Raw genomic sequence first — 12,769 nt, forward strand, 5'->3', positions numbered from 1 at the left:
TAAAGCATAACGATAGTGGCCATCACCAGTAGGAATTTTAATGAGCATTAACTCTTTAATATCACGAGATACGGTAGCTTGTGTTACTTCAATCCCTTCATCCGCTAAAGCGGCTGCTAATTCTTCTTGGGTTTCAATAGAGCGGGATTGTACGATTTCTTTAATTTTGTTATATCTGTAGCGTTTCATAGGTCACCGTCCTTTAATAATATATAAAATGGGAGGCTTATTAATCTGGTTAATAGGCATCCAAGTTGCCACATCATACGCCTGTTGTGGCAAGGTTGTTAACAATGTATGTACTGCTTGCGCTTCCGCTTCACCAGTAGGTGTGCCTGGATACGCTACAATAGTAATCAGACCGCGTGGCGCTAAATGCGTTAAGCCTTGGTTAATGGCCTCAATAGTTGTTGTAGGCTGCGTCATTAACTCATGAGAGCTACCTGGCAAATAGCCTAAATTGAAAATCAGCAAATCAATAGGTGCCGCTAGCCAAGGCGTGTCACTTAGTAGAATTTCATGACGACCTTCTATAAAGTGACAGTTAATATCTTGACGTTGGCACTCTTTAGCCACTCTTTGCTTAGAGGCCTCAATGGCTATAGCTTGCCTATCTAGGCCATATAAAGTAGTTCCTTTTTGGCAATGGTTAGCTAAATACAGCAAATCGTGACCATTTCCTACCGTGGCATCTACAATAGTTTGAGCCTTAGTTAATTGATTAAGCCATAAGGTTCGTTGAAATTGTACAGCATGATTCAAATTAATCATAGAAGTTCATCTCGGCGGGCTGACAATTTACGGAATAAAGTGGCAAAGAATTTTTGCTCATAGAAGCGGACGTAGCGACTATATAAAGCACTGGCTTCTATATGTAAGGTATCCTCACTGGTAAACTCATAATCAAAAGTGCCATCAATACAAATGTGTAGTTTTTCCTGCCGCTTTGGCATGGTTAAATCGATGCGAGCACTTTCTTTTAATACTAAGGACACACTTTGCAATAAATGGGGTGCAATTGGTGTGACAATAATAGAGTGATTATCTGGCGCCATAATAGGGCCACCAGCGGATAAATTATACCCCGTAGAACCAGTGGAACAAGCCACAATTAACCCATCAGCGGGATACATTTGTGTGTAGCCTTCGTTGATGGCTAAATTAATACGCGCCATACGCCCTGGCTTTTCATGGGTAATAACAACTTCATTAATGATAGGGGTTAATTTTTTCGCTCCTTCAGCAGTGCGAATTTCAGCAGCTAAATGAATCCGATTTTCTACGCGATAATCACCATTAGCAATCTTTGTAATTCGATCTTCCATATCGGCTAATTCGATTTGATTCAAAAAGCCTAGCTCCCCTAAATTAATACCACAAATAGGAACATCGTGCATATAAATCTGACGGGCTAAATGAATAAGCGTACCATCGCCACCAAAACTAAAGGCAATATCTAAGTGCTTAAAAATTTCTGGTCGTGGTAATACATGTTCCGCAGGGATGTCAAGAATATGTGGTAAGTCAAATTCTTTAAGATCTTCAGGAAGCCAAACTTCTATGCCACAATTTTCGCAAATACGCTTTGCCTCTTGGAGAACGGGTATTATATTTTCTTTGCCCATATTAGGGATAAAACCAACACGCATATCATCACCTACATTTCATGAGCGGCTGCCACTACTGATTGAACTAACTCATTTGTAATGGGCAAAGCCCCTTCCGCTGTTTCCTTAAAAAATCCTAAAAATTCAATATTACCTTCAGTCCCTTTAATGGGTGAATACGTGACACCATGTGGATATAAACCACAACTTTCAGCTACTTGTAAAATACGGAGCAATACTTCTTCATGAGTACTAGCTTCTCGCACAATACCACCTTTGCCCACTTTTTCACGACCCGCTTCAAATTGAGGTTTAATTAAGGCCACTAAGGAGCCACTGTCTTTTAATAAGGTAACGGCTACCGGTAATACCTTATCAAGGGAAATGAAGGCTACATCAATGGAAATAAAATCCACTAATTCCCCCAATTGTTCCGCTGTTACGGTACGGATATTTTGTTTTTCCATATTAATAACACGTGGATCTTGTCGTAAAGACCAAGCGAGTTGGTTATAGCCCACATCGATAGCAAATACTTTAGCCGCCCCATTTTGTAAGGCACAATCCGTAAAACCGCCAGTAGAGGCGCCAATATCCACCATGACAGCATCCGTTAAATCAATGGGATAGAGCTGTAAGGCTTTTTCTAACTTTAGACCACCACGACTTACATAGGGCAAGGTATTCCCTTTGACCGATAAATCAGCATCAACAGGAATTTTAGTGCCCGCTTTGTCGACACATACTGTGCCCATGAAAATTTGACCAGCCATAATGGCTGTTTTTGCTTTTTCACGGCTTTCAAAGAGGCCTCGGTTCACTAGTAATACGTCTAACCGTTCTTTTGTACTCATAAAACTCCCTTGTGATTACAGAAAATTATAATAAATAATGGATGCAACCGTATATCCTAAGATAGCACCGCCAAATACTTCAAAGGGCGTATGTCCTAGCAATTCTTTAAGCATTTGCCCTCCTTCAATGTGAACTGGAATATTGCGTTTCTTGAAATGTTCCATTAATTGATTGAGAATTTGTGCTTGTCGTCCTGCTTCGCGACGTACACCTGACGCATCATACATGACAATGAGGGAAAAGGTTAAGCAAATAACGAATAAATCAGAGTTTACACCATGCTCATAGGCTGTGGCTGTAGATAAAGCTACTACTAAAGAGGTATGAGAGCTAGGAAAGCCACCGGAGCCAATGAGACGTTCCCATTGCAGACGACGTATTTGTAATAAGACGATAACAAATTTAAGAGCTTGCGCCAAGAACCAACCCCAAAAGGCACAGAGTGCTATGTAATTACTAAAAATTTCACTAAAAAACTGCATGATTAATTCGTCCTATGTACTAGATAATCCACTAAGGCTTCTAAAATTCGGGTATCGCCCTCTATTTCGGCTAAGGCTGCTTTAGCGGCCGCTGCGGTTTCTTCGGCTTTAGCCCGAGCGCCAGCTTCGCCTAATTCAGACACGTATGTAGATTTATCTTGCTTTTCATCACTGCCAGGCATTTTGCCTAAGTCTTCCATGGTGCCCGTTACATCTAAAATATCATCGGTAATTTGGAATAATAAACCGAGTTGGTCGCCATAGGTGCGATAACTAGCTTGCACGTTAGGTGACGCCTTACTAAGAATAAGGCCTATTTCAATAGCGGCCAGGAATAAGGCGCCCGTTTTACCACGATGTAATACTTGCAATTCTGATAAAGGAATGTGACGGCCTTCTGATTCTAAATCAAAAGCTTGGCCCCCCACCATACCTTCTGGCCCAGCGGCTTTCGCTAAGGCTAAGACACATTGCAATTGTTGGCTTGGTGTGGCTACTATATTTTGACACATTAATTGAAAGGCATAGGTTAATAAACCATCGCCCGCTAATATGGCCATGCCATCACCATATACTTTATGGTTTGTAAGGCTGCCACGACGATAGTCATCATTATCCATAGCAGGCAAATCATCATGCACTAATGAATAGGTGTGAATTAACTCGATAGCACAGACGATTTCTTTGTATGGTTCCGGTGAAACACCGAGTGATTCCATAACCGCTTTGGTTAAAATGGGACGTATTCGTTTCCCGCCCATTAATAAGCTGTAGCGCATAGCTTCGTAAAGCTTTGCATATTCTGTATTAGGAGACTCTAAAAGAGTAGCTAAATATGATTCAGTCCAAGCTTTACTGGCTTTTAAATATTCTGTTAACATAGTTCCTCCTACCCTGTGGGTATGTATCAGTAACTACTATTTTATTAATTAATAGCTAGCAATTATAAAAATACTCTCTATCTAATTATTATACATCATTTAGTCTAATTTATACATAGATTATTTCTGCATTTCATCGCCAATTCGTACTTCTTCAATAATTTGGCGTACTTCCCCTTCTACACTTTGAAGCATATCGGAACATTCTTTTACTAAGGTAAGGCCTTTTTTATATTGTGTTAGTAAATCATTCACTGATAGTTCGTTAGCATCTAAGGTGCGTACAATTTCTTCTAAAGCGGCGTATTTCTTTTCGTAATTTTTTAATGTATTAGCCATTGGTATGAATCTCCTTAATCACAGCTTCTAATGTGCCATCTTGCATGGTTATATCAATAGAATCACCAACTGAAACGTCCCTAGTAGTACGGATAGGGCGTCCTTTATGTTCTACTTTGGTATAGCCCTTTACCAATACATGAAGCGGGTTTAATAATTCCAATTGCTTCGCTAAAAGCGCTATATCATTTTGTTTCTGTCCTATACGATTCGTAATGGAAGAAGTTAATTGATGCTGTAAAGCCGTTAATTTTCCACTTTCTTTATGAATTAAAGTAAGGGCTGGAATCCCCAACTTACGGTTGAAGATAGCTTGTAAATCTTGCTTCTTACTTTCTAAAGTTTGCTTCATAAATTGGTGTAAATATTGCTCTTTATCTTTTAACTGTTGCCATAGTAAGGCTACAGGATATACGGATAATTCTGCGGCATGACTGGGCGTAGCACCACGAACGTCGGCAGCAAAATCGCATAAGGTATAATCCGTTTCATGACCTACTGCTGACACAATCGGTGTTTGACAGTGATACACAGCCTCTACTACGGCACGATCGTTAAAACACCATAAATCTTCCATAGAGCCCCCACCACGGCCTACAATGATAAGCTCCACCGCTTTATCCCTATCGGCCCGCTCAATGCCTTTAGCAATAATAGGACCCGCTTTATCACCTTGCACGGGCACAGCAAAAAGTTTAAATTGAACCCAGGGATTACGTTGGGCCGCTACATGTAAAATATCGTGGAGTACGGCACCCGATTCAGACGTTACAAGGCCAATGCAAGTAGGCATGACAGGTAATGGCTGTTTATGAAGATCATCAAAATAGCCCAGTGCAGTTAATTCTTTTTTTAAAGCTTCGTACTCTAATTGATAGGGACTTTTCTGACCAATTTCCATATCATTACAAATAAGACTTAAACGGCCTGTTTTTTCGTAGAAATTTATAGTAGCCCGCATGGTAACAAAAAGACCATTTTCTAAGGCATTGACTAAGCCTTTTTTCTGGGCTGTACCAGCCCAAAGAGCTACGTCAACGGAAGCATCCTCATCTTTTAACGAGAAATAATAATGCCCCGTGCTATGACGTTTTAAATTGGAAATTGTGCCTGCTACATAGCAGTTTTTAAGAATATATTCACGCTCTAAGACACGTTTGATTAGACTGTTTAAGCGTGTAACTGAAAAAACATCCATAAATTCCTCTACTTTCCTAATAAAGCAGCGCCATAGGCTACGCCCGTGGCATTATCGGAGCTATATTGTGGTGGTGCAAAATCCACAGCAAGCTTGTACTTCTGACCAAAGCTGAGTAGTGCTTGCCGTAAATAGCTATTTGCTAATACACCGCCTACGGCAATCAATCGATTAGCTGGGCGCTGTTCCCATTCATAGGTCAGCATTTTAGTCAAAGATTGGCAAATACATAGGAAAACGGCTACAGCCATGTTTTGTTGCGTAGTTTCCGTAATAGAAGCTTCACGTTCAAGACGACGCATCGCCTCGCTACAAGGGCCGCCAAAGCTAAGGGCACCTTGTTTTACGGCGACTGGCAAGGGTTTGAATTGATTATTTTTTACCAATTCTTTTACTTGTTGCTTTAATTCTTTTGGATTAGGACAAAGGCACTTGGCCAATTGTTCTAGTTTTGGTCCTGCTGGAAAGGTTAATCCTAAGGCTACCCCCACACGATCTACAAATTGTCCGCCTTGTAAATCGATGGATCCATTCACTAATTGGGTAGTAAAGAAATGGTCTTCATGAGGTTTACAGTATAATAATTCGGTCGTACCGCCCGATACGTGAAGGCTATAAAACGGCTCAGTAGGTACAGTTTGTAATACGCGTAAAGCAGCTAAAATATGATTTTCTTGATGGGAAAATTCAAATAGTGGCACTTTATGTATATGACTTAAGGTGCGACCTACCCCATGACCTACAAGAAAAGCTGGCATATATGAATTAGCTTCCCGTCTAGGAAACGCACTCACACCAATGCCAGCTAGGGTATAGTCCTGAGGTAATTGCTCAATTAAACTAGGTAAAGCACGGGTATGTTGAAATACCATTTGCGATTGCTGAAGCCCACGGGCGCCAGGTTTCACATCCAATAATTTACGCGCTTCGCCTACTAATTCGCCATCTTCTGTTACGAGTGCACAAGAGGTAGTATAACAACTGGTATCTAACCCTAAATAAACTTTCATAGCCCTCTTAGGCCTCCGTAGCGCCTACGGTTGCTTTATTTTTGGCAATCGTATCAAGAACAGCATTCACAAATTTATAACTCTTTTCCGCACCATAATCTTTAGTTAATTGAATCGCTTCATTAATAATAATGCGTGGATCAATGGCTTCATTAGAAATGGTAAGTTCCCAAGTAGCTAAGCGCAGTACATTTCGTTCTACCGCTCCTAATTGAGCGATTTTACGCTTAGGTGAATGAGCTTGTAACAGCGCATCAATGGTTGTTTTATTAGCTTCTACGCCTTGAATAATAGCTTCGGCATAGGCTATATCCATACCGGCCGTAGTATTTACTTCTTCCGCTGTAGGTACAGAAATAATGTCTTCCGCTGTATGAAATTCCTTGGCGTATAAACTTTGGAAAGCATATAAACGTGCTTGGCGACGATTACGATTTTGTTTCATTGCTAGTCTCCTCTAGTTGTTGATTAGGATCGATTATATTTTCAAAGTGCACGTCAACGCGTACATTTTCAATGGCTAAAGAGTCTCTTAAATCCTTGCGAATTTGTTGACGAATTTGTTCAGCCATGGTCATCAAAGGATAGCCGTAAAGGACATTAATATAAATATTAACCTCTAGACCTTCTTTGCGGTGTTTTACATTAATACCAGGTAAGCGTTTTTGACCAAAATTACGAGCAATACCATCGACCATGCCATAGTAAAAATTACTATTTAGTGAATGATAGCCTGGAATTACGGTTAACGCATGATTGGCAATTTGTAAAATAACCTCGTCGGATATGTCCGCAGGCTTATTCTTAGTATCCACTATGTATCGCTCCTTTCCTCATTAGTTGTAGCATTTAACGTGCTATCAAACGCAATATCTTGAATAAAAATATTAACACCCTCTACGGTGGTTCCCGTCAAGGTTTCAATACCTGTTTTAACATGCTCTTGGACGCGTAAAGCCACGTCGGGAATACGGTAGCCATAACGTGCTACTAAGTATAAATCTAGGGTAATAGATGTATCCGATACATGTTGTAGCTTAACCCCTTCCCACTGGCTTTTCATACCAATAAAATTGGCAAAATCATCACCAGCAGTCGTACTCATGGAGGCAACCCCTTTAATCTCCAACGCTTTTAATAAAGCAATAGTGCCATATACAGTATCGCTAATTTTGGTTATTCCTTCAAAGAATGTAGTCTCTTCACTCATAGTACGCCAGCCTTTCTGCCATAGCATAAAAGCATTTGCCTCTCACCACATGCGTAAAAGACAAATGCTTTTTAATTTAAATGAAATTACGCACGTTCAATGTACTGACCAGTGCGAGTATCGACACGAAGTACATCGTCTACTTCGATGAACAACGGTACTTTAACTACATAGCCAGTTTCAAGCGTAGCTGGTTTAGTACCACCAGTGGCAGTATCGCCACGGATACCAGGATCAGTTTCAACTACACGAAGTTCTACGGCTACTGGTAAATCAATACCAATTACGATACCTTGGAAGAACATGATGCTTACTTCCATGTTTTCAAGTAAGAAGTTTTTAGCATCCCCTAATTGTTCAAGATTTAATTCTACTTGATCATAGGTTTCGTTATCCATGAATGTATAAGCCCCATCCGCTTCGTATAAGTATTGCATACGACGACGATCTACGTGAGCTTTAGGTACTTTTTCACCAGCATTGAAAGTACGTTCAACTACAGCGCCGGTTTGCAAATTCTTTAATTTACAACGAACGAAAGCAGCCCCTTTCCCTGGTTTTACGTGTTGGAAGTCAACTACTTGCCACACGTTGCCATCGAGCTCAACTGTTACGCCCGGACGAAAATCATTACTAGAAATCATTTAAATCCCTCCGTTTAACCTTTTACTTCTATTAATTCTTTCGAGGTATGAGTCAATAATTCATAACCCTCGTCAGTAACAATAACACTGTCTTCAATGCGAAGACCTATTTGACCAGGTAAATATACGCCTGGTTCTACAGTGACAATCATATTAGGCTCTAGGACTATATCAGACCTTGGTGAAGCTACTGGCTCCTCGTGAATATCAAGACCTACGCCATGACCAGTGCCATGATTAAAATACCCTTCATAGCCAGCTTTATAAATACTATCACGGCAAGCAGCATCTACCATTTTACCAGTTACACCGGCTTTAACAGCTTTTAATCCTAATAGTTGAGCTTGTAGTACTACATTGTATAATGACCGTTGTGCTTGTGAAGCGTTACCCATAACAATAGTACGGGTCATATCGGAATGATAGCCTTTATAGACAGCGCCAAAATCAAAGGTAACAAAATCACCATCTTCAATGACTTTATCTGAGGCCACCCCATGAGGCATACTAGATCGATGCCCTGATGCTACTATCGTATCAAAAGAAGGTTCTTCAGAACCACGGCGCATCATTTCGATTTCAAGAATCACTCGAGCTTCTTTTTCGGTCATGCCAACTTTTAATTGAGGCAACATAGCAGCAAAGGCTTCATCAGCAATTTGTGCCGCCTTACGCATTAAGTCTAATTCATCAGGTCGTTTTATGGCCCGTAATGGCGTAAGGTTAACCGATGCAAATTGACTATGGTTAAGTACTTTTGAAAAAATTTGGTATGTATCTACCGGTACATAATTGCCTTCAAAAGCACATACAGCTAAGGATATTTGCTGTTCCTCAATTATCTTTGAAATGCTGTCCCATACGGTAGTAGTATACTGGACTACTTCATAGCCCTCGCACTGTTGCTGAGCTTGTTCCGTATAGCGACTATCTGTAATTATATATGCTTGTTTAGGTGTTACAAAAGCTACCGCTGTAGTCCCTGTAAAACCAGCAAAATACCTAAGATTGGTCTGGCTAAGCAAGAGTATGCCATCATACTGGTGCGCAGTCAAATAATCCTGTAGGCGTAATAAGCCATTCATGATAAGACTCCCTTGCTATAAATTTTTTCATTTCATGATACCATAAATTACGTATTTTGACTATAGTTTTTCCACGTCTTCCTCACTAAGATAGGTAAAATCCCCTAAATTTTCAATGCCCCTTAGGGTTAAGGGACCTACGGATAAACGTTTTAAGTAAGTGACTTCGCCACCAGCGGCGCCTATCATACGTTTTACCTGATGGTATTTCCCTTCCTCTATAGTGATTTGAGCTTTGCCAGGCTCTAACAGCTCAAGATTGGCTGGTTTACAAACTGTGCCATCCCCCAGGACAATACCTTCTTTTATACGCTCTAAGCCTGTTTCAGTGAGTTCACCGGTATATTCAATATAATATAATTTAGAAATATGTTTTTTCCCATTAATGATGCGGTGAGCCCATACACCATCATTCGATAATAAGAGTAAACCTTCCGTATCTTTGTCTAAACGGCCGACAGGTACAACGCCCATAGTTAAAAACTCTGGTGGTAGTAACTCCATTACAGTAGGATGGCGATTATCTTCTACCGCACAAACATAACCAGCTGGTTTATTAAATTTTACATAATACTGTTGACGATTATCTACCACTTCACCGTTAACAGCAATAATTTGTTCGGGAATTTGAATGGCCATATCCTTTTTAGTCGCCACAACCGAATCAACAGTAACTAAACCTTGTTTAATCAAAGCATGTACTTCTTTACGACTACCAAAGGCTTTATTAGCCAAAAATTTATCTAAACGTAAGCGCATATTAAAACCTACTATTTTACATTATATGTTTCTAAATGCTTGGTATAGTTCAGTAAACTCAAGGTATTGTGGTCATCTTCAGTTAAGCCATAGAACTCAACGCGGCTAATAGAGGTATTACCTTGGCTAAAATTCCAAGCAAAATGAAGCGGTAAATTTAGCATTTTACAGATTAAGGTACGATTTGTGCCCCCATGAGCGACTACTAAAATCGTTTTATCGTCCCCCACCTGTTTCATTTCCTCAACTAAGGCTTCCCAAGAACGCTCTTGTACCTCTTGGAAGGATTCGCCATTTGAGATTTTTACTTTATCAGGACTGCGGTACATAGTGTAAATAGATTGTGGCCATTTAGCCTCGATTTGATCATAAGTAAGACCTTCCCAATCGCCAAAGTTAATTTCCCGAAGTCGTTCATCCGTGCGAAATGGAATAGAGCGTTTGTCTAAAATAGTTTCCGCTGTAATTCGAGCGCGATCTAAATCGCTGGCAATAATGGAATCAAAATGCACGGATGCTAATTCTTTAGCCACTGCTTGTGCTTGTAAAACCCCAGTTTCATTTAAAGGCACATTGGTATACCCTTGATAAAAACCAGTGCTATTCCATTCAGTCTGACCGTGACGTACTAAATAAATTGTGTGCATAGGCGAACTCCTTTACATATGAGATTAATAATTCATTATTCGTTCTATCTTTTACGGCAATGCGGAACCATCCAGTGCCTAAGCCTTCATAAGCTTCACAACTGCGAATTAATAGATTTTTAGTGTTTAAAAACTCCATAAAAGCACCTAAATCTGGTGATTCTGGCTGCCAATGTAATAACATAAAATTAACACTAGGGGCGCATACTGTTAAAAATGGAAACGCCTTAATGGCCCCGTAGAGCCATTCCTTTTCACGAGCTACCACAGCCCGACTTTTTTGGCGATATACTTCGTCTTGTAAAGCCCCTATGCCATAGTGAGCAGCTAAGTGATTGACTGACCAAGCGGGAATAAATTGTTTTATCCTTGCTAAGAGTTCTGAATTCCCTAAAAGCGTGCCTAAACGTAGTCCTGGTATCGCATAAAACTTAGTCAAGGAATGTAAGACTAACAGATTAGGATATTCTTTTATATAAGGCCGTAAACTGTGACTTTCATTGGTAAATTCAATAAAAGACTCATCGACCAACAAGAGACTATTAGATGTGGCTGCTAATTGAGCTAATTCTAAGACAGTAGCCACTGTCTGTAAACTTCCGTCAGGATTATTAGGATTGCCTAAACAAAGCAAATAGCGTTCCCCATTAGCAGCCGCTCTATGCAAATGGTCACGCAAAATTTCATAGGGCATTTCAAAGTGATACATAGGGTCTGCTACTAGAGTCAACGGATACGAAGTAACCTTAAGATTTTGCGCTTTCGCAGCTAAGGCATACTCTGAAAAGCCTGGTGCAGGAACTAACACTTCTTTTAAATCTGATAACTCCATTAAAGCATATAAAAGTTGAGCAGCCCCATTGCCAAAAAGAATTTGTTCGCTTGATATGGCAAGGGTTTTACTAGTCACTTCGAGTAAAGCTTCATTATTAGGATCTGGATAGTGAATAATTTCACTAAGATGTTCTTTTAGCGCAGCTTCTCCTTTGGGACTTAAGCCTACAGGATTAATATTAGCACTAAAATCTATAATATCCTGAGGCTGAACGCCATGGGCACGGGCTATTTTGTAAATATTACCACCATGTATATTTTTCATTATGTAGCACCTCCCTAGCGTTTCATAAATGTAATGCCCTCATTTGTAGTTTCCACAGTATCTAAATAATGCAAATTCGGTAAGGCTTGTTGGACAGCGGCCTTACAATCTGCTAAGGGCGCCCCATCAGACGGAAATAAAAGGCCCATAATTGTGCCACTATGAGCAATAATCGTACCTACACTATTAAAGTGACTTCCTATTTCATGGAGCTCATAGAGTAATGGTTTATGCAAAATACGTTGATTAGCAAAGGCACTCAACGTAGCAGCTTGGCCAATTAAAGAAACGTTATGTTGTGCAATACCTTCCTTAAACAAAGCTAAGGATTCCAAAATATAAGGCTCTTTTTCCGCAATTAAATCTCGCAAGCCAGACTGGGCATTAAAGGCTACTGTGTCAATCTCCCCACCTTCATCAAAAATCATAATTTTCATAGGTGGGCAATTACCCAATGGCTCTGTTATCACCCCAGAAATATAATCAAATTGGACTACCCCAGGATAAAAAGAGGCATCGCTCGGTTCTATGCGTAGGCAAATCTCTTTTAATTCTTCTAAGGTTAAAGGGCGACCATAAGCTAAGGCTGTTGCCATGGCGGCCACACTTATATCGGCACTACTCGATGCCATCCCTTTGCCTTGTACAATATCTGATCGTACATGCACGGTAGGGCCTGATTTTAAATGACTCCATTGAGCCAACATGGCTGGTGAAGTCGTTTCTAGTAAGGTCTTTACTTGTTGCGTCGCTAAGGCTGCTTTCGGTTGCAGTGAACAATAATACGGCCTCAAAGGTTGTTGCACTTCGCTAAGGGCATAGGAATAGCGATTGATTGGACAGGTAACCAAGAATGGTTGACCATCAATGGAACCTTGCAAAAATTCGCCGCACGTCCCTGGTGCTCGCACATAATATGACACCTGTCGTTCCTCCATACTAATATACAAAAA

At 40.3% G+C, this 12,769-nt stretch carries 17 protein-coding genes and 1 pseudogene; all 18 read right to left on the reverse strand.

The features are described 5' to 3' along the window. Positions 1-189 (reverse strand): annotated as a pseudogene (locus VER_RS05675) (arginine repressor); the annotation flags it as partial. A gap of 3 nt (positions 190-192) precedes the next feature. Continuing rightward, entirely contained in the window at positions 193-771 is a 579-nt protein-coding gene (locus VER_RS05680; RefSeq protein ID WP_162099908.1) for a class I SAM-dependent methyltransferase, read from the reverse strand. Further along, positions 768-1,649, reverse strand: a complete 882-nt coding sequence (locus tag VER_RS05685; RefSeq protein ID WP_162099909.1) for an NAD(+)/NADH kinase — start codon at positions 1,647-1,649, stop codon at positions 768-770. The genes VER_RS05680 and VER_RS05685 overlap by 4 nt, the downstream gene beginning before the upstream one ends. An 8-nt stretch (positions 1,650-1,657) precedes the next feature. Then, the gene (locus tag VER_RS05690; protein WP_162099910.1) at positions 1,658-2,461 is read right to left on the reverse strand and encodes a TlyA family RNA methyltransferase; all 804 of its coding nucleotides are present in this window, start codon (positions 2,459-2,461) and stop codon (positions 1,658-1,660) included. Between the two features lie 15 nt (positions 2,462-2,476). Further along, entirely contained in the window at positions 2,477-2,944 is a 468-nt protein-coding gene (locus VER_RS05695; protein ID WP_162099911.1) for a divergent PAP2 family protein, read from the reverse strand. A 2-nt stretch (positions 2,945-2,946) separates the two neighbouring features. Beyond that, a complete protein-coding gene (locus tag VER_RS05700) occupies positions 2,947-3,825 on the reverse strand; it encodes a polyprenyl synthetase family protein (RefSeq protein WP_162099912.1) in 879 nt (292 codons plus the stop codon). Positions 3,826-3,945: 120 nt separating this feature from the next. After that, entirely contained in the window at positions 3,946-4,164 is a 219-nt protein-coding gene (xseB, locus tag VER_RS05705) for an exodeoxyribonuclease VII small subunit (protein ID WP_162099913.1), read from the reverse strand. Next, positions 4,157-5,362 (reverse strand): exodeoxyribonuclease VII large subunit, encoded by a 1,206-nt coding sequence (gene xseA, locus VER_RS05710; protein ID WP_162099914.1) that lies wholly within the window; start codon positions 5,360-5,362, stop codon positions 4,157-4,159. Before xseA ends, xseB begins: the two co-directional genes overlap by 8 nt. Before the next feature lie 8 nt (positions 5,363-5,370). Further along, a complete protein-coding gene (locus tag VER_RS05715) occupies positions 5,371-6,372 on the reverse strand; it encodes a metallohydrolase (RefSeq protein WP_162099915.1) in 1,002 nt (333 codons plus the stop codon). 7 nt (positions 6,373-6,379) lie between these two features. Beyond that, positions 6,380-6,817, reverse strand: coding sequence for a transcription antitermination factor NusB (gene nusB, locus VER_RS05720; RefSeq protein ID WP_162099916.1), 438 nt, complete (start codon positions 6,815-6,817; stop codon positions 6,380-6,382). Then, entirely contained in the window at positions 6,801-7,187 is a 387-nt protein-coding gene (locus tag VER_RS05725) for an Asp23/Gls24 family envelope stress response protein (RefSeq protein WP_238390158.1), read from the reverse strand. The genes nusB and VER_RS05725 overlap by 17 nt, the downstream gene beginning before the upstream one ends. Then, on the reverse strand, positions 7,187-7,609 hold the full coding sequence (locus tag VER_RS05730) for an Asp23/Gls24 family envelope stress response protein (protein WP_162099917.1): 423 nt from the start codon (positions 7,607-7,609) through the stop codon (positions 7,187-7,189). Before VER_RS05730 ends, VER_RS05725 begins: the two co-directional genes overlap by 1 nt. 59 nt (positions 7,610-7,668) lie before the next feature. Further along, positions 7,669-8,226: an elongation factor P gene (gene efp, locus VER_RS05735; protein WP_162099918.1), complete on the reverse strand. Its 558-nt coding sequence runs from the start codon at positions 8,224-8,226 to the stop codon at positions 7,669-7,671. A 14-nt stretch (positions 8,227-8,240) separates the two neighbouring features. Further along, positions 8,241-9,311, reverse strand: coding sequence for a Xaa-Pro peptidase family protein (locus tag VER_RS05740; protein ID WP_162099919.1), 1,071 nt, complete (start codon positions 9,309-9,311; stop codon positions 8,241-8,243). Between the two features lie 60 nt (positions 9,312-9,371). Beyond that, a complete protein-coding gene (locus VER_RS05745; RefSeq protein ID WP_162099920.1) occupies positions 9,372-10,070 on the reverse strand; it encodes a pseudouridine synthase in 699 nt (232 codons plus the stop codon). 11 nt (positions 10,071-10,081) lie between these two features. Then, a complete protein-coding gene (cobC, locus tag VER_RS05750; protein ID WP_162099921.1) occupies positions 10,082-10,717 on the reverse strand; it encodes an alpha-ribazole phosphatase in 636 nt (211 codons plus the stop codon). Then, positions 10,680-11,816 (reverse strand): threonine-phosphate decarboxylase CobD, encoded by a 1,137-nt coding sequence (gene cobD, locus VER_RS05755; protein WP_162099922.1) that lies wholly within the window; start codon positions 11,814-11,816, stop codon positions 10,680-10,682. The genes cobC and cobD overlap by 38 nt, the downstream gene beginning before the upstream one ends. 14 nt (positions 11,817-11,830) lie before the next feature. Further along, positions 11,831-12,739 carry a GHMP kinase gene (locus tag VER_RS05760; protein ID WP_162099923.1) on the reverse strand — a complete coding sequence of 303 codons (909 nt, stop codon included), beginning with the start codon at positions 12,737-12,739 and terminating at the stop codon, positions 11,831-11,833. Positions 12,740-12,769: the final 30 nt, after the last annotated feature.

The sequence above is a fragment of the Veillonella sp. R32 genome, from assembly GCF_010093125.1.
Classification (GTDB): Bacteria; Bacillota; Negativicutes; order Veillonellales; family Veillonellaceae; genus Veillonella_A.